This window comes from Flavobacterium sp. 1 (assembly GCF_002797935.1).
Taxonomy (GTDB): domain Bacteria; phylum Bacteroidota; class Bacteroidia; order Flavobacteriales; family Flavobacteriaceae; genus Flavobacterium.
The window spans coordinates 3,748,247-3,766,911 of sequence record NZ_PGER01000001.1 but is presented as its reverse complement, the minus strand read 5'-3'; the positions used below and the strand labels follow the sequence as shown (position 1 = coordinate 3,766,911).

Below are 18,665 nucleotides of genomic sequence, written 5' to 3'. Positions count from 1 at the left end.
CTAAGTTTGTTCTTTATAAAATGAAAGTATAATTTGATTGGCGAAGTTTTCTCCGTTTTTATCTTTAACAACTGATTCTTCTGTAAATAAAAATTCTTCTAAGTCGATTATATTTTGACTTTGTATTGATTTTAAGAATAGCTGAATTCCAATTTCATTCTTAAAATCGATTAAAAGAGTATTGTCAAAATGTATCCAATTTACATATTGGGGAATGTTACGCATAGTTCGCCAAATTGTAAAGATTTCCACTAGAGAAGAGCTGTTTTGTTTATAAAAAGATTCCATTTCTTTTTTGGTTACGCTCCATCTTGCTTTGCTAAGAATGATATCTCTGTATACGACCCTTGGGAAATAGTTATAATGGCTTTCTAAGACTCCCCATGAGAAACTATAAATTGGTTTTACATTTTGGGACTGTAAATCAGCCAAAAAGTGATAAATGGGCAATGATTTATTGGAATAATTATGTGCGTTTGACAAGCATGGAATGATTTCTTTATTGTGTTTTTTAGAACGTAATACAATAGTGTCATTTTTAATGGAGACCATTAAATCATCCAGCCCAATTTGATATTCTGCGGGTACTCCTGAATTTGATAAATAAGGAATTTCAAATTCTCTTAAAACGGGTCTTCTTAAAATATTTCCAGTTCTCGATTCTGGAATATGAACGATTTCGGCTAGAATTTTATCTTTATGATAGATCGTTTCCTTTTGTATGATTTCTGAACTTAAGTTGTGAATTGCTTTATTGCCATTACAAAAACGGGCAAGTAATTTTGCGGCACTTATACTGCCCGAAGACTCTATTGCAATAATTTCACGTTCATCCTTTCTTAAACATTCTATCATGACCGAAAAGGTTGCAGGAGCATTATTCCAATTATGGTCAAATTCAGGAAAATCTTTTTCAGAGAGGGTTATGATGTTTTCTTTTTTTAAAAGAGATTCCTGCAGTTTTGTTTCCAAAATAAAGTCAAAATCAGTCCAATTTTGATTTTTTTCGTCTGAAATTTTAGTTGCAAATGAGAATTGTTCTAAAAGATCATGAGTGTCGTTCATCTCTTGATTTTGAAGATAGCCAATACCAGTCTCCGTGTCTAAGACTGTGGTCAAAGGCATTTCTCTTGATTCATATCTTTTGGTAAATGCCTTAATGAAATGGATTTGATTCACAGATTCTTTTTGTTTCTGAATTCCATTTAAAAATCGAATGGCTTGAAGTACTTTTCTAGATACGTTGTCGCTTAATGTATTTACAAAATCAGTTGTGTTTAAATCTGTTTGAAAAAGATATTTGTTGTCATATTCAATACCTAATTTTTGAATTTCAGTTTTTATTTTCTCGTACTTATTTTCGAAAGGATTTAGACTTGCGTCTAATGCTGAAAACTGTTCTTTTATTTTTTGCAAAAGTTCGCATTCCTCTTTTAAAGCTGGAATTTTATTCAGAATAGTAAAAACGCTGCCCCAATCGTCATCTCCTGTTACCGTTGCATCCAATTCGCTTACTAGAAATTGAAAATCGATGAGTTGATTGATATATTCTAATGCTTCTTCAGTTTCGGAACCATCATCAGCTAATAAACAAATCATTTCAGGAACAGTTATGCCTGATTTGGTTTTGGCCAATAAAAGAGCTAGTAAATCGGATTTACGTATTGCCGAAATATGGTGTTCTCTTTTTGTTTTTATGTATTTGTATTCTACAAATCGATAAAAGTTACCTAATTCATAAATTGAAGTATTAGGATAATATTTTAAATGTGGGATGACCTCTTTTCGTCTCGAAAAGTCTTGCAATAAGGCTACCCAAAACTGCATGTCAAATTGTGTATGCCGAGAGTGGTTTTCTTGAGATTCAAGTGTAATGTTTGTCTCTGGAGTTATTTTTCCCACTGTACAACCTGCAAATATTCCGAAAGGAGTACAGCGAGCAGACATTCTGGATAAATATTTAAGAAAGCTGAGTTCTAAAGCTAGCTTTTTTTTATCAGATACGGTTGATGGGTTTGATTTACATTTGCCTAAAGCTGAGAGCAGTTCAGGAGAAGCTAAGTGAATAGCTTCTCGAACATAGTCATTTTCTAACTGTAGCAAAAGGTTTTCGAATGAATAATTGGCTGCTAAATTGCTGTAGAAAGAAATTGGAAATAATGGAGTTCTTAAAACATAGTGTTGGAAAGGCAGAACTTTGTATTTGTTCATTACTTTTTATGTTTACTCACTTTCTCAGCCATTTGCATAGCATTATATACATTTAATACTTTTCCGGATTTGGATAATTCCGAGAAAGGAACTTTTTTGTCTTTTATCCCCGGAACTAGAACTTCTAAATCATAAGCAGTACCCGAATCCAGAATGATTTGTTTGACTTCAGTCGCTGTAAGGTTTGGATAGTACGACCAGATTAATGCAGCGGTTCCAGAAACCATTGGAGCCGCAAGTGAAGTGCCAGACTCCGTTTTATAAATATTGCCTGCTCCTGTGGTGTAAATTTTATCTCCAGGGGCAAATAAATCTACATTTTGCTTTCCATAATTAGTAAAATCTGACACAAATGTACTGCTTAGTTTGTGGGTTATAGAACCTACATTGATGAAATTGTTACACATTTCTTTAGAACCATCATAGCTAATATCACTAGGATAAGAGGGGTTTTCATCTACACTTTGACTATCATTTCCTGCACTGTGAACGAGTAGTACATTGTGTTTTTCAGCATATTTAAAAGCCTCATAAACCCATTCTTTGTGCATTGTGAATTCTTTACCAAAGGACATATTGATTATTTTTGCACCATTATCCACAGCATAGCGAATCGCCATAGTGATGTCTTTGTCATGTTCGTCTCCCGATGGAGAAATGTTCAAGGGCATGACTTTTACATTCTGTGCAATCCCTTTTATTCCTTTGCTATTATTCCTGTTCGCAGCAATAATACCAGATACCATTGTGTTATGATCTTGAATAGTTCTTACACCTTTTATCGTATTGCTAACTTTGTTATTACCATATCCTTTTTCTAGGATTGTTGGATTATCACCAATAGAGAGTCGTTCGTTATAATTTAAATTCAAATTTTTATTGACAACAGAGTCTAGTTGAATTTCTTTGTCTTTTATATCCTCTAAAGTTTTTTCATTAACTTCAAGATTACCCATCATATAATCGATTAATGCTCCAAGATCTTTATCATTGTCATCACGTCTCTGTCTGTACCTTTTATCATTTATTTTATATTTTTTATACATACTATCCAGTTGTTCATAGGTATAATCTTCTTTAGGAAAAAAATGTTTTAAGGTATCTTTTACCAAGGGATAGATGGCTACACTGTGCTTTAAGGATTTTAACCAATTTTGATAATACTTGTCTTTTTCTTCCAGTGTTTTTAATGCCCTTTGGTATTCTTTATATTTATACAAGTCTTGAGTGCCGATCTGAGATTCTGTTTTATTCTTAAATAATGATTCCCAATCTTTTACGATTCGCACGTATTCATATCTATTCCATACAACATAGCCACCACTTTTTGTTCCTGTAAAACTCCAGCCATTGATGTCGTCTATATAGCCGTTTTTGTCATCATCAATACCATTGTTTGGAATTTCATTGGGGTTTGTCCATATTTGGCCTTGTAAATCTTCGTGATTCAAATCGATTTGAGTGTCGATTACTGCAACAATGATGCTTTTACTTTTGGGTTTCTTTTTGTTTAGACTATACCATTTATCCAGAGAAATTCCTGGGATAGTATCTTGCTGGTAGTCTTTTTGATGCCATGTTTGCATGTTCAAAGGATTAAGCTCCTTTGTAAAGGTAGACTTCAAAGGAATAGATGTAGGATCTATTGTTGTTTTGCAACTTATGAAAAAAATTAAAAAGAAAAGAAAAGTATAAATAGATTTCATTAAGATTTATGTTTACTCACTTTCTCAGCCATTTGCATGGCATTATATACATTTAAAACTTTTCCTGATTTGGATAATTCCGAGAATGGGACTTTTTTGTCAGTTGTGTCAGGAACAATAACTTCTAAATCATAAGCAGTACCCGAATCCAGAATGATCTGTTTGACTTCAGTTGCTGTAAGGTTTGGATAGTACGACCAGATTAATGCAGCGGTTCCGGAAACCATTGGGCCTGCAAGCGAGGTTCCTGAATCTGAGACATAGGTGTTGTTTCCTGTGGAAGTAGTATAGATTTCTTCGCCAGGGGCAAATAAATCTACGTTTTGCTTTCCATAATTAGAAAAAGTGGATACAAATGTACTGTCTAGTCTAGAAGAAATGGATCCTACATTGATGAAATTATTGCATACTTCTTTAGTTCCATTAAAACTATTATCACTCGGGTAATACGGATTTTCATCAACATTAAATCCATTATTTCCAGCGCAATGAACCAGTAGAACATTGTGCTCTTCAGCGTACTTAAAAGCTTCGAATACCCATTCTTTGTGCAATGAGAATTCTTTCCCAAAAGACATATTGATTATTTTGGCCCCATTATCCACCGCATAACGTATCGCCATAGTAATATCTTTATCGTGCTCATCACCAGAAAAGGAAATACACAAAGGCATTATTTTTGCATTTTCAGCAATTCCTTTTATGCCAATATTATTGTTTCTGTTGGCTGCTATAATACCTGAGACTTCAGTACTATGATTTTGTATATTTCTATACCCTTCTTTGTTTATGCTAATATTGTTTGTGCCATAACCCTTTTCAAGAAAGTCAGGATTGTCTCCTATAGAAATACGTTCATTATAATTCAGGTTAAGATTTTTATTGACGACAGAATCTGACTGTGTGGCGTTTTCATTAATCTGTTTGAAGTCTTTTTGATTAACTTCAAAATTAACCATCATGCCGTCTATTAGTGTGCCAAAATCTGTATCCTTATCATCGCTCCTTTGACCGAATGTTTTGTTGTTTATCTTGTGTTTTTTATACATGCTATCCAATTCCTGATAAGTATAGTCTTCTTTTGGAAAATAATGTTTTAAACTATCTTTTGCCAACGAATAAGTGACCATGCAATGTTTTGTGATTTTAAGTAAATTTTTGTAGTAAATAGTTTTTTCTTTCAGTATTTTTTCTGCTCTTAAGTATTCTTTATAGTTTGGTAAGTCTTTAACTGGAATTTCATTTTCAATTTTGTTTTTAAATAATGGATTCCACATTCTCACAAAGCGAACATATTCAAAATTTCCCCATACTATATAACCTCCATTTTTGGTTCCTGTAAAATTCCATCCATTTATATCATCAATGTAACCATTATGGTCGTCATCGATGCCGTTATTAACAATTTCTTTTGGATTGATCCAGATGTTGTCTTTTAAATCTTCATGGTTTTTATCAATTTGAGTGTCAATTACCGCAACTGTAATATTTTTGCTTTTGGGTTTGTTTTTATTTTGGGCATACCATTTGTCTAAAGAAATACCAGGATTTCCATCTTGGTCATAATCTTTTTGATACCAATATTGTAATATTTTTTTTGAATTTTGTGAAATATCAGAAATTAAAATCGGTTGTTTTGCAGATTTGCATCCAGAAAACAACAATAATACAAATAAAAATAGATTATAACTGGACTTCATAAAGTGTTAGAGTTTTAAATGTCTATCGAGTAACTTTAACAATAATTGTTTTTGTTTCTGTAACAGTTACAACATCTTCATCTTTACCGAATCCTCCATTGATCAAATGGATGTTTTTTAATTTTGCTACATTCATTTTTTCTAAATCAAATTTTTTGTTAGCTTTTTTCTCTTTGTCCGTTTTCATAATTTTTAATATTTTGGTTGTTATTAATTACTGCAAATTTATAGTAACTTTTATTTTTAAAATTAAAATACTTTGGTTTGCTTATCGAAATTCAGGAATTTCGATAAGCAAATATTATTCAAATGATTGATTTTGATTTGATTATGTTTTTTGTTTGAGTCTCTAATTCTTTGATGAAATAAGTGGGTTTTATGCCTGTTTTTTTGTAAAAAGCGGTTGAAAAGGATTCAGCATTATTAAATCCGTACTCTAAAGAGAGAGCATGAATAGTGTATTTACGAAGCTTATTGTCTTTTTGTAATTGAATAATGGCATACTCAATTCTTAAATCATTGATGTATTGAATAAATGTTTTTCCTTTATGGGTATTTACAATTTTTGAAATGTATTTGCTGTTTGTTTCAAATGTATTTGAAAGGGTTTGTACTGTAATATTAGATTGTAAGTATTCTTTTTTGGATTCAAATCGTTTGAGTTTTTCAAGAATTTGTTTTACCAGTTCTTCAGCAATACCAATGTCTACATTGGAATTATTGGCTTCAATTTCGATTTCATCGTTGGGTATATTTGTTATGTTGTTTTTGGATTGCTCCGTTTGGTTTATGATTTTTTCAAAACTGGATTTATACTTTTTTTTCAGATTGTGTTGATAAATACCTAAACTAGTAACGGAAATGGTAATTAAAAACAAACCTCCAATTCCCCAGTATGATGTTGTTCTTTCACTTTCAAGAGATTGAATCAAGCTTTCTTTATCGGAAATCAAATGGGGTGTGTCATATTCTTTTTGTAATTTTTTTGTTAATTCTTTATAATTTTTTTGCAAAGTACTGTCTATGTACATATATTTTGTGAGATATTTTAATTGATTCCCTTTGTCACCCTTTTCTTTGAAATAAGAGATTAGAAAAGAATAACCACTTGTGAATTCTGGAGTAATTCTTTTTGTTTTGTTATAAAGGGAATCTACTTTAATGAAGTTTTTTATTGCCAAGTGTTTATTTCCAAGTCCCTCATAGGCCTTTCCTAAATAGTAATAGGCAGCCAAAGTGTTTCCTTCATCTTTATAGACTATTATTTTTGGCAATGCTTTTTTAATACTGTCAAGAGCTGTTTTGTATTTTTTTTTCAAGACTAAATTAGCACCTTCATTTAAAATGAAAAGGGAATTGTATATCTCATTTTTAGTCATTTTGGACTCTGTATATCCTAGTCTATTATAATAAGTTGCAGAGTCGGTTTGATTTAATGTTTTAAATGCATCTGCAAGAGCGAATAGTGTATTTTGATACATTATAGAATATTTAGGAGTTCTTAACTCCTTTTTTTTATAGTATTTCAAGCATTCTCTATATAAATTTAATGCTTCAATTGTTTCGCCCAACTCTTCAGATCGTAATACTGCAATAGAATATTTTATCTCAAAGTAATAGTCAATGTTGTTCTTTAAAGCATATTTTTCAGCCAAAATAAAATTATCAATTGCTTCATTATATTTAAATTGAGATTTTAATTCGTACCCTTTTTCTGTATAAGCAACTGCGGGAAAATCGATATCGTTAGTTTTTATGGAATATTTAATTACACTATCTAAAAAATAAATTGATTTGTTTCCTGTATTTAACACAGAATACATATAATACCCTTTTGCTATTCTAATAGGATTTTGCTCGTTTTTCGCTTTTATTAAATAGGCATTTGCAATCTCTTTTTGTAATTTAGTATCCCTATCATTTTTGATAAATATTTTTTTTAAGGTATCATAAGGAAGCCTTGAAAGTTCTTTTTTTGATACCTGTCCAAATAAAGTAAATGGAATTAAGAGTAAAAAAAGTATTTTCTTCCAGTTTAAGTAGGTCATTGGGTTTGGTTTTTCACAAAAATACAGCAAACAATACTATTTTTAATAAAAATAATGATTTTCTTATAAGTGTATTATAACTTTGATATTGAGGCGTTTATAAAAACGCCAATCCCTTAATTCCTGAAAATCGTGTCTGAATTCCCGAATCCCGACAGCAATAGTTTGCTTTAGATAGGAAGTTTCGACTAGTTTTGGCATCAGGATAGTGAAACAGTTTTTTGGTAAGACGTTACTCTGAAAGTTAAATCATTTTCTGCAATTGTAATTTGGCCAATTATGTGGGATTGTTTCAGCTGTACTGTAACCCTATAAAAAACAGAGCAAAGGGAACACAAGTGCCTGAATAAAGTCTGTGAAAAATAAATGTTCTCGAGAAAACGATTTTGTTACAAACGATTAATTAACATTTAAAAAAACGTAAAAATGAATTTAGATAATTTAAAATTAGTAGAGCTTAATGCTCAGGAAGTGCAAGAAGTTGACGGGGGGTGTTTGGGATAGATGATGTAGCTTATGCTGCAATAGCCTTTGTTGGAGCGGGTATAATTAACAATTGGTCTGATATCAAAAGAGGTGCTAGAGATGCATGGCATACATTATAATTTTAATAAAATATTCTTATGACAAATATAACTACTGAATTTTTGATAGAATTAAATACCAAAGAAATTATTACTATTTCAGGAGGACAGATCACCACTGAAACAAGTTTTTGGTATGATGCTGCTTATTATCTTACTTGGAAATATAAAATGAATTTCGTTTATGGAATTCCATTTGCATAATCATTTAATCATTTAACTCTAAAAAGGGAATCATTTCCCTTTTTTTAATTTTACAACTATGAATATATTACAAAAATTAAAGTTTTTTTTGTCAAAGGTTATTAAAGTTTCAATAATTTTTTTTCTAATTTTTTTAATTAACTATTTGATAAGTTTTTACCCAGCATTTAAACATTTTGTAAAAGATTTACTAATTAAATAATTTATTTTTTTAACAATCAAAATCTCATCTATATCTACTATGGCTAATATGTTTGCAACAAGACAAAAACTCATATTATTGATCTTATATAAAAACACATTAAAAAAGATATCCTGCTCTGCGAATTCTCCTGATTTCGTAGCAACAGCTATTCTTTACAAGTAAAAACTAGCTTTTCATAAGCTTTAAATTAAAATTTTAATGAAATTTTCAAAAAACTTTTATCTTCTAATAGGTGTGTTGTTTACAATAGATTTTTTTTATTCACTATTTGATAAACGTGACACGCATGAATTATTCTGTTGGGATGTCAATATTTGGATTTATAGGAGTTATCGATTTTTAATTGCAATTGCATTCATCAAATTATATTTTCATCAAAAAAGCTTAGACTCAAAAAAATTAACTTGAAATAAAAGATCTTATCTAAAAAAACAATTTAAAATCTATGAACTTCAGTTCAGACCCCATAAACACCCTAGAAAATCTTTTTGCCAGAAACAAAATCAAGAGTATCTCCTTCTATTTAGTATTTCTTATTGCAGTTTTGTTTTTTCTGCCACTATTGACGGTTATTAAATTAGACATTAGCAGTCTACTTGTTTTATGAGCTGAATATTTTTAAAAATCATGTCTGAATTCCCGAATCCCGACAGCAATAGTTTGCTTTAGATAGGAAGTTTCGACTAGTTTTGGCATCAGGATAGTGAAACAGTTTTTTGGTAAGACGTTACTCTGAAAGTTAAATCATTTTCTGCAATTGTAATTAGGTCAATTATGAGGGATTGCTACAGCTGTTATGTAACCCTATAAAAAAACAGAGCAAAGGGAACACAAGTGCCTGAATAAAGTCTGTGAAAAACAAATGTTCGTGAGAAAAGGATTTTGTTACAAACGATTAATTAATATTTAAAAAACATAAAAATGAATTTAGATAATTTAAAATTAGTAGAGCTTAATGCTCTGGAAGTACAAGAAGTTGACGGGGGAATAAATCTTTTATCTCCTTATGCAGCGTGGCATGCTTCAAGAGAATTTGGTATGTTTGCGTATGGGTTTGTCAATGGCTTTTTAGAGAATCTTTAACTAATAAAAAATAAAAAAATGGAAAATTTAATTGAATTAAACGAATTTGAATTATTGAATATTGAAGGTGGTACTTCTGAAGAATGGGGGTACAGAATGGGAAGAGCATTAGCAACGACTGTTAAACAAACTGCTACTTTGTTTGGTCTTGTTGCAATTTTTGCACTATAACTTAGATTCTTTTAAATAAATGAAAAAGAGTTATTTTTCTTGCTTTTATAGTAAAAAAAATAACTCTTCATTCTATTAAAAGAGGTTAATAATTAATAAGTCTTAAATTGAAAACGAAAACAATTAAAATATTATTGCTTGTATTCTCCGCAGTTGCTATTATTGATTTAATTAAATCTGTAATAAAACCAAAGTTAACGTATGATGTTTGTAGCTTTGATACAAATATTTGGATTTATAGAGCTTATGAGATTCTATTGACATTCATATTTGTAAAGGCGTATTTTAAAATAAAACAAGAATGAACTTCAGTTCAGACCCCATAAATACCCTAGAGAATCTTATCGCCAAAAACAAAACCAAGAGCATTTCCATATACTTGGTGGTGGTTTTAGGAATTTTAGCTTTTCTGGCATTATTGCCCGTTATTAAAGTAGATATCAGTAGTCAAAGTCGTGGTATGGTACGCTCGACTACCGATAATGTGCCACTCACTAGTTTGGTCAATGGCAAAGTAACTTTTGTAAATCTCAAGAACAATAGGATGGTGCAAAAAGGCGATACTCTTGTGCAGCTCACTCTGGATAATCTGGATACTGAGAAAGCAACCAATCAAACACTTTCGGCTACTATTCAAAACCAGATTCAGGATTTGTCATTGGTTATTTTGGGTAAAAGTAATTTACTAAAAACACCAGAATTGCAGCAGGAATGGTTTAGTTATTCCAGCAAACGCGAGGAGCTGCTTAGTAAAATTGCTCAAGCTAAAACAGGATTCGACCGAAACAAACAATTGTATGACAAAGGCGTAATTGCGAAAGCTGAGTTCGAAAAATACAGTTTTGAATTTACTTATGCACAACAGGCATTATCCGGATTGGAAAAAAATCAGCGATCTGAATGGCAAAACAAAAAGAGAGAACTCGAGGAGCAATTGCAAAATCTAAATGGGACATTGCAAAAAATAAATGTAGAAGCTAAAAATTATGTCATAATTGCTCCTTTATCTGGGACAGTAGAGGGCTTTTCTGGAATTCAAGTAGGTTCATTTTTAAATGCGTCACAACCTATTGCCACAATTTCGGCTACAGATCAGCTTATTGTGGAAAGCACGGTTTCGCCTAATGATATTGGATTAATACATAATAATCAAAAAGTAAAATTTCAACTCGATGCGTTTAATTACAATCAATGGGGATTACTGGAAGGGAAAGTAATTGACATTGACCGTAATATTACGATTCAGGAAAATCAAACTTTTTTTAAAGTACGTTGCGCTTTGAATAGTACCGCTATGCAATTGCAATCAGGGTATAAAACCCAAATTTCAAAAGGAATGACTCTCACGACCCGTTATATGATAACAAGAAGAAGTCTTTATGATTTGTTGTTTGACAAAATGGATGATTGGTTGAACCCGAAACAAATTGCCCCAAAATCTTAAGTTTGGAAATAATTGTAAAATAATATTTTAATTCAGGGAAAGTCTAAAATCTTTCTTCTATTATCTATACTCTTTAATGGCCTCCATAAAAATAAAACAACATGATATTAAAGATTGTGGGGCTGCTTGTCTCGCTTCTATTGGAAATCATTACCAAGTTAATCTCCCAATAGCGAGAATTCGTCAATATGCCAATACTGATAAACGCGGTACGAATGTACTGGGAATAATTGAAGCTGCCGAAAAAATGGATTTTACAGCCAAGGGCGTAAAAGGAGGAATGGATGCCATAGATAAAATTCCGCTTCCTGCTATTGCTCATGTAGTGGTCAAAGAACAACTGCATCATTATGTGGTGATTTATTCTGTAGGGAAAGGAAAAATTGAAGTTATGGATCCTGCTTTTGGCAAAATGGAAACCTACACTTTTGAAGAATTTCAAAAAATATGGACAGGTGTTTTGGTTCTTTTTGCTCCAAATGATGATTTTAGAACTTATAATGAGAAAGTTTCTCCCATAAAACGATTCTGGCATTTGGTACAGCCCCACAAAACCATTTTGATTCAGGCATTGGTTGGTGCCATTCTTTTTACTGTTTTGGGATTGGCGATGTCTATTTATATCCAAAAAATTACGGATTATGTTTTGGTTGAAGGCAATAGAAACTTGCTCAATTTATTGAGTGTTTCCATGATTGTCATTATTTTGCTTCAAGCTTACATCGGGTCCAAAAAGAGTGTTTTTGTCATGAAAACTGGACAATTGATAGATGCCAAATTGATTTTGGGCTACTATAAGCATTTACTTCACTTACCACAACGTTTTTTTGATACAATGCAAATCGGGGAAATTACTTCGAGAATTAATGATGCCGTCAAAATACGTTCGTTTATCAATGAAGTTGCGATAGAGATGATTGTCAATGTGTTTATTGTGATTTTTTCATTTACCTTGATGTTTACTTATTACTGGAAATTGGCTTTGGTAATTTTGCTTGTAATTCCGTTTTATACTTTGATTTATTTTATTTTGAACAAATTCAATAAAAAAGTAGAACGAACCATTATGGAAAACGCAGCCGAATTGCAGACTCAATTGGTCGAAAGTGTTACCCATGTTCGTACGGTAAAGGAATTTGGCATTGAAGAATTCTCAAATTTGAAAACTGAAAATAAGTTTGTGAAATTATTGTTTACTACTTATAAATCGGGGTTGAATGGAATTTTCGCAGGAACTTCTACTCAATTTCTGGCTTCAATATTTACGGTTGTTTTAATGTGGATAGGTTCGGGTTATGTGATAGACAGAGCGATTACGCCTGGAGAATTATTTTCGTTTTATGCTTTGATTGGTTATTTTACTTCACCAGTTGCTTCCTTAATCGGGATGAACAAAACGGCACAAAATGCCTTGATTGCTGCCGACCGGCTTTTTGAAATTATGGATTTGGAAAGAGAGGAAACTGAAAACAAAGTGGAACTGCAAAGAGAAAGTATTGGCGATATAAAATTTGAAAATGTGTCTTTTCGATATGGTTCGAGAACAGAAGTATTCAAAAATTTCAATGCGGTATTTAAGAAAAATGAAACTACTGCTATTGTGGGAGAAAGCGGGAGCGGGAAAACAACTTTGATTTCACTTTTGCAAAATTTGTATCCCATAAAAGAGGGCAAAATCTACATAGGAGATTATGATACGCAGTTTGTTCATTACCAAAGTTTACGCAACTGCATTGGGGTGATTCCGCAGCAGCTCAATTTATTTTCTGGAAATATTATTGAAAATATTGCTTTAGGCGATTCGTTTCCAAACATTCAACGGGTATTGGATTTGTCCAAACAATTAGCAATTACGGAATTTGTCGAAAAATTGCCTAATGGATTTGAAACCCAAATAGGCGAAAACGGAGCGATGCTTTCAGGTGGGCAAAAACAGCGTATTGCCATTGCCAGAGCCTTATATAAAAATCCAGAGGTTTTATTGATGGATGAAGCGACGTCATCCTTGGACACCAACTCAGAACGAATTGTAAAAGAAGTGATTGACAATTTTAAGGCACAAGGTAAAACGGTTATCGTAATTGCCCATCGTTTGAGTACCATAGCCAATGCAAATACCATTCTCGTTATGGAAAATGGAATGATTGTAGAATCGGGTAATCATACTGATTTGTTAGAACAAAAAGGGAAGTATTTTGATTTGTGGAATAAGCAGAGTTTAGTATAGCTTGAATTCTCGATTGTCTAATCCCTAACGAATTGATTATACTCAAAAACCCCGTCCCAAATTTCGTCCATTCTTACTAGTGCTTTCCCTATGGAAATCACTTCCCATTTTCCATTGGTTTCAAATGCAAGACCGCTGTTTTTTAATTTAAGCAATGCTTCTTTTACATCAAAATCAAGGTCTGTATTGTGTTTGGTTTTAAACCAGGATTCAATTTGATAATCGAGTTCATCTTCGGTCAACGGAGTTCCGCTTTTGCTCAAAAAAGAATACGCCAATATGGTTTCCTTTAGGACTTCTTCTTCTGAAGAATTCAGCAAAGAATAAAACGCACCGCTGTTGTTTCCAAGATTCTTAAAATACAAACTGTCCGAAAGCATTTTGGAATATCTGATTTTCTTGTTTACAAAGTTGTTGTATTGGCGGAACAAGTACGCACCCAAAATTCCAAGCGCAATTAATCCTTGGTTCAACGACGTTTTGCTGTTCAACAAATCTATAGTTTCCCCAGATTCGTATGCCGATTGCATTGTAATCAATGCTGGAATTACCTTGGTGATCAACAATGAAATCCCCCCCACAACACCTGGAACCCATAATAATAGTTTGTCGGTTAACGACATTTTGGGAATGGCATTTGGAAAAATCGTTTCGAGATCGTTTTTGGGAACGCGTTTAAAGATTTTTAAAACTACAGTTCCAGGTTCGATTAGTGATTTGTTTTTTTTGAGTTTGTTTTTTTTGTAATAATCAGCATCATGATAGCTAAGGTAAATCATCACGCGGTCATAATATTCGACCTCAATTTTTTTCTTCCAAAAAACGTATCGGCTAACCTTTTCTTTGGCAGTATGCTGACCTCTCACATAAATTTCATAATCCTTATAAACATCCAAGTCAATAGCCAGTTTTAAGCCTATCAAATCTGAATCTTGGAAAGCCTGATCCAAAGTTTCCTGACTTACACGACTATAATTGCTTAAATCCAGAACTTTAAGCAGATTTTCTTTGAAAAGCGCAAAATCACTTTTGCCCTTAAAAGTCTCTCTTTCTTTTGGATGCAAATCAGGATCAAAAAAAGCGTAATGCTGTTTTATATTCCGAATCAGATTAAACGCTTCATAGTGAAAATAATGTTCAATGATGTCAAACAGCTTTTTGAAATTTTCGGTCTGCTTTTTATCACCGGCAAATTCAGCCAGTTGCTCTTCGAGTAAGAATTCCTTATCAAATGGGATATAATGCTCTCTCTTCATCTTGAATTTGGGACTTTAATGGATTTTTTAATTCTGGCAAAGGTAAAGCACAAAACTCTAAAATTAAAAATAATAATAAGGAGCGAAACAATTGGCTTTATTGGGAAATATGGGTTCCTGCTGTCCGCTATATTCCGTCCTGTCAAAAAAGACGGGACGGGATGTCACTTCCATCAGGGCTAACAGCCGGTAAAGGTAATTTTTGGAAAACTTGATTAGAAAACAAAAACCCACCCAAAATCAAATTTCAGGTGGGTTTTTAGAAAGATTTTAAAAATCTATATTTTATCGGCTTGAATTTGTCTTCGATCTCTCAACCAATACTTCGTTCTTTTAACGAGATAGAACATTACCGGTACCATTACCAAGGTCAATACCGTGGCATAAGTCAACCCGAAGATGATGGTCCAGGCCAAAGGACCCCAGAAAATCACGTTGTCCCCACCCATGAAAATATGTGGATTCAAGTTGGTTATCAAAGAGAAAAAGTCAAAATTCAGTCCGATGGCCAGCGGGATTAATCCCAAAACGGCTGTCAAAGCAGTCAGTAATACAGGACGCAGCCTTGATTTACCCGATTCGATTATCACTTCTTTGATTTCTTCTATCGTTAAATCGTCATGGCTTTCCAGATGATTATCGGCAACTTTTTTGTCTAATAAGAGAACAAAGAAGTCCATTAATACGATACCATTTTTCACCACAATACCCGCCAGCGAAATGATTCCCATCATCGTCATCAGGATTACAAAATCCATGTTGGCAATGACGTATCCATAAAAGACCCCGCTAAAACTCAGGATTACCGTAAACAGGATCACCATCGTTTTGGAAACCGAATTAAACTGCAATACAATAATAATCGTAATTCCGGCCAAAGCCAAAAAGAGCGCATACATCAGGAAACTTTGGTTTTTGCCTTGCTCTTCCTGTACTCCCGAGAAGGAATAGGTAATTGTTTTTGGCAATTCATATCCTTTTAAATCGGTGGCAATTTGTTTGGTGATTTCATCTCCATTGTAACCCGTCAAAACATTAGAGTAAACCGTCATAATACGTTTTTGGTTTTTTCTCTTGATTTGATTATAGGTTGTGGTTTTCTCTGTTTCGGAAACCGCCGAAATTGGCACCTGCATCATTTGTCCGTTAGCAGGATTTCTAAAAGTCAGTGCCTGATTGAATAATATGTTTTCGTTTTTACGCTGATCATCCTGCATACGCATCGTGATGTTGTAGTCGTCATCACCTTCTTTGTAAGTCGAGATTTCCTGACCATATACCGAACGGCGCAAATTGAATCCCAGCTGCCCTGTCGAAACCCCTAAACTTCCCGCACTTACACGGTCTACTTTTACCTCAAGTTCCGGGCTTTCTTTATTAACATCAATACTCAAACGCTCAATTCCGGGAATGTTTTTGGAATTGATAAAAGTAATCATCTTGTCTGCTTCTTTCAGCATTTCGTCATAATCGATACCTGTCAGCTGAATACTGATCGGGTAACCTGCCGGTGGTCCGTTGGCGTCTTTTTCGACCGTAACCGTAGCTCCGGCAATTCCTTTTACTTTTCCTCTGATTTCTTCCAAAATATCAGCGGTGTTGATGCCTCTTCTGAATTTAAATTCGGAGAAATTTACGGTCACTTTTCCTTTAAAAGGCGTTTCCGAAGCTGATCCAGCATCAACATTCGGGTTACCGGCTCCAACACCCACTTGCGACACGATGGATTCGGCCAGATAGTTTTTATCTGTTTTTGGATCAATATATTTTTTTAAAACTTCGATAACCTGTTTTTCCACAAATAGGGTAGCCTTATTGGTTTTTTCAATATCGGTTCCTTGCGGGTATTCGATATAAGTGATTACCTGATTCGGGATATTGTCAGGAAAGAAGAGCACTTTTCTAGGGAATATTCCCAAAAGGATAAAAGAGAAAAATAACAGACCAATAATTCCCGCCAAAGCATACCAAGCTCTTCTTTTGGTCAAAATTTTTGCCAAAAAGGTTTTGTATCTGTCTTCCATTCTAGGGAAAAAGCTGTGCTGAAAATCTTGTGTCCATTGGTACAATTTCAATTTGTACAGCCACATCAGTCCAAGAGAAATAATGGCTAAGTGTCCAATGGCTTTTGCAAATTTAGAATCATAAATATTTCCGAGAAGCACAAAAATAACAGCGATAATAGTAAAAATTATTGAGTAGGTCTTGGCCGATTTTTTAGTCACATTTCGGTCTTCAATATCCATTGAGCCTCCTGTCATTGCTGCATTGACGACCATTGCGACAAACAAAGATGCTGATAATGTTACCGTTAATGTCATTGGGAAATATTTCATGAATTTACCCATAGTTCCAGGCCATAATGCAAAAGGTAAGAATGCCATCAAGGTTGTAGCGGTAGAGGAAATTACCGGCCAGGCGATTTCACCAATTCCTGTTTTTGATGCTTGTATTCTTGGCATTCCTTTTTTCATATTGGCAAATACATTATCGACTACGACAATTCCGTCATCCACGAGCATTCCCAGTCCCATTACTAATCCGAAAAGCACCATAGTGTTCAGCGTAAGTCCAAATGCCGATAGTATACTAAAAGCCATCAGCATCGATAATGGAATGGCTGCACCCACAAACAACGAGTTTCGAAGTCCCATTGTAAACATCAGTACAATCATTACCAGCACAATCCCGAAAATGATATGGTTCGAAAGTTCATCAACCTGATGTTCTACACGGGAAGATTGGTCGTTTGTTAATTCAATTTTAAGATTTGAAGGCAGATAGGAAGCTTTGGCCTCCTCAATTTTTTCTTTTACCTGTTCAATAGCCGAAATCATATTTTGATTGGAACGTTTCTTTACGTTCAGCATCACTACTTCGGTTCCTTTCTCACGGGCATAAGTGGTTTTTTCTTTTTCTTTGAAACTAACCACTGCAATATCTTTCAGGTAAACGGTTCCGCCATTGTGTTTTACGATGATGTTTTCGAGTTCCTTAGGATCTTTTATTTCACCAACGATTCTGATGTTGTTTCGAGAGCCCTGAGAAATTAAATTACCTCCCGAAAGCGTCATATTCTCATATTTGACAGCACTTTGAATATCGTCAAAAGAAACTTGGGCGGCCGTCATTTTGAAAATATCAACGGCAATTTCCACCTCTTTATCATCAACGCCCAGAATGTCCACTTTTTTCACTTCAGGGATTTCTTCAATATCGTCCTGAAGCAGTTCTCCATATTTTTTAAGTTGCTGCGTCGTGTAGTTTCCCTGCAGATTGATGTTGAGAATCGGCACTTCTTCCGAAATGTTCAATTCAAATACGCTGGGTTCCACTTTGCTTCCGTTGTCAAGATTAGGCCAATCGGTATCAGCTTTTACGATATCTACTTTGTCCTTAATTTTGGTTTTGGCATCCAAAATGGTAACTTTATCTTCAAACTCAACGATTATCATTCCATAATCCTGAAAAGAGCTTGATGTAATTTTATCGACTCCGCTAATGTTCTTGATTTCCTTTTCAAGAGGTTTGATGATTAATTTCTCCACATCTTCGGCTGAATTCCCAGGGAAAACAGACGAAATGTAAACCTTGTTTTCTATAATTTCCGGAAAGTCCTCGCGAGGCATCGTAACATAGGCAATGGTTCCTGTGATTACAATCAGTAAAGTCAGGATATAGACTGTAACGCGGTTTTCGACAGCCCAACTTGATATTCCGAATTCTTTATTTTGATGTGACATATATTTTTGGTTTAAGGTGGTTTAATGTTGTTTAAAAGTTTAAATAGGGTTGTGTTTTAAACAACCTTAAACAGTTAAACAAT

Annotated in this window: 12 protein-coding genes; 5 read left to right on the top strand and 7 right to left on the bottom strand. The window is 33.5% G+C overall.

The genetic code is table 11. The annotated features are described in order from the left end of the window. From CLU83_RS15285 to CLU83_RS15270, 5 genes are all read right to left on the bottom strand, one after another. Complete coding sequence (locus CLU83_RS15285; RefSeq protein WP_100432407.1) at positions 1-2,211, bottom strand: lantibiotic dehydratase family protein; 2,211 nt, start codon at positions 2,209-2,211, stop codon at positions 1-3. After that, positions 2,211-3,797 carry a S8 family peptidase gene (locus tag CLU83_RS15280; protein WP_157802113.1) on the bottom strand — a complete coding sequence of 529 codons (1,587 nt, stop codon included), beginning with the start codon at positions 3,795-3,797 and terminating at the stop codon, positions 2,211-2,213. Before CLU83_RS15280 ends, CLU83_RS15285 begins: the two co-directional genes overlap by 1 nt. Positions 3,798-3,916: 119 nt before the next feature. Beyond that, entirely contained in the window at positions 3,917-5,617 is a 1,701-nt protein-coding gene (locus CLU83_RS15275; protein ID WP_100432405.1) for a S8 family serine peptidase, read from the bottom strand. 22 nt (positions 5,618-5,639) lie between these two features. Continuing rightward, the gene (locus CLU83_RS22160) at positions 5,640-5,804 is read right to left on the bottom strand and encodes a hypothetical protein (protein ID WP_157802112.1); all 165 of its coding nucleotides are present in this window, start codon (positions 5,802-5,804) and stop codon (positions 5,640-5,642) included. Between the two features lie 118 nt (positions 5,805-5,922). Then, positions 5,923-7,665, bottom strand: coding sequence for a helix-turn-helix domain-containing protein (locus tag CLU83_RS15270; protein WP_100432404.1), 1,743 nt, complete (start codon positions 7,663-7,665; stop codon positions 5,923-5,925). Positions 7,666-8,288: 623 nt separating this feature from the next. Here CLU83_RS15270 and CLU83_RS22155 point away from each other — a divergent pair. From CLU83_RS22155 to CLU83_RS15255, 5 genes are all read left to right on the top strand, one after another. Further along, positions 8,289-8,453 (top strand): hypothetical protein, encoded by a 165-nt coding sequence (locus CLU83_RS22155; protein WP_157802111.1) that lies wholly within the window; start codon positions 8,289-8,291, stop codon positions 8,451-8,453. A gap of 1,126 nt (positions 8,454-9,579) precedes the next feature. After that, on the top strand, positions 9,580-9,741 hold the full coding sequence (locus tag CLU83_RS22540) for a bacteriocin (protein ID WP_232727137.1): 162 nt from the start codon (positions 9,580-9,582) through the stop codon (positions 9,739-9,741). Between the two features lie 18 nt (positions 9,742-9,759). Continuing rightward, complete coding sequence (locus tag CLU83_RS22150; protein WP_157802110.1) at positions 9,760-9,912, top strand: hypothetical protein; 153 nt, start codon at positions 9,760-9,762, stop codon at positions 9,910-9,912. A gap of 301 nt (positions 9,913-10,213) precedes the next feature. Continuing rightward, a complete protein-coding gene (locus CLU83_RS15260) occupies positions 10,214-11,356 on the top strand; it encodes an HlyD family secretion protein (protein WP_198512301.1) in 1,143 nt (380 codons plus the stop codon). 76 nt (positions 11,357-11,432) lie between these two features. Further along, positions 11,433-13,583, top strand: coding sequence for a peptidase domain-containing ABC transporter (locus tag CLU83_RS15255; RefSeq protein ID WP_100432403.1), 2,151 nt, complete (start codon positions 11,433-11,435; stop codon positions 13,581-13,583). A 17-nt stretch (positions 13,584-13,600) separates the two neighbouring features. On the opposite strand, the gene CLU83_RS15250 is transcribed toward CLU83_RS15255, so the two are convergent. Further along, on the bottom strand, positions 13,601-14,839 hold the full coding sequence (locus tag CLU83_RS15250; protein ID WP_100432402.1) for a TMEM143 family protein: 1,239 nt from the start codon (positions 14,837-14,839) through the stop codon (positions 13,601-13,603). Between the two features lie 278 nt (positions 14,840-15,117). Next, positions 15,118-18,582: an efflux RND transporter permease subunit gene (locus CLU83_RS15245; protein WP_100432401.1), complete on the bottom strand. Its 3,465-nt coding sequence runs from the start codon at positions 18,580-18,582 to the stop codon at positions 15,118-15,120. Between the last annotated feature and the right edge of the window lie 83 nt (positions 18,583-18,665).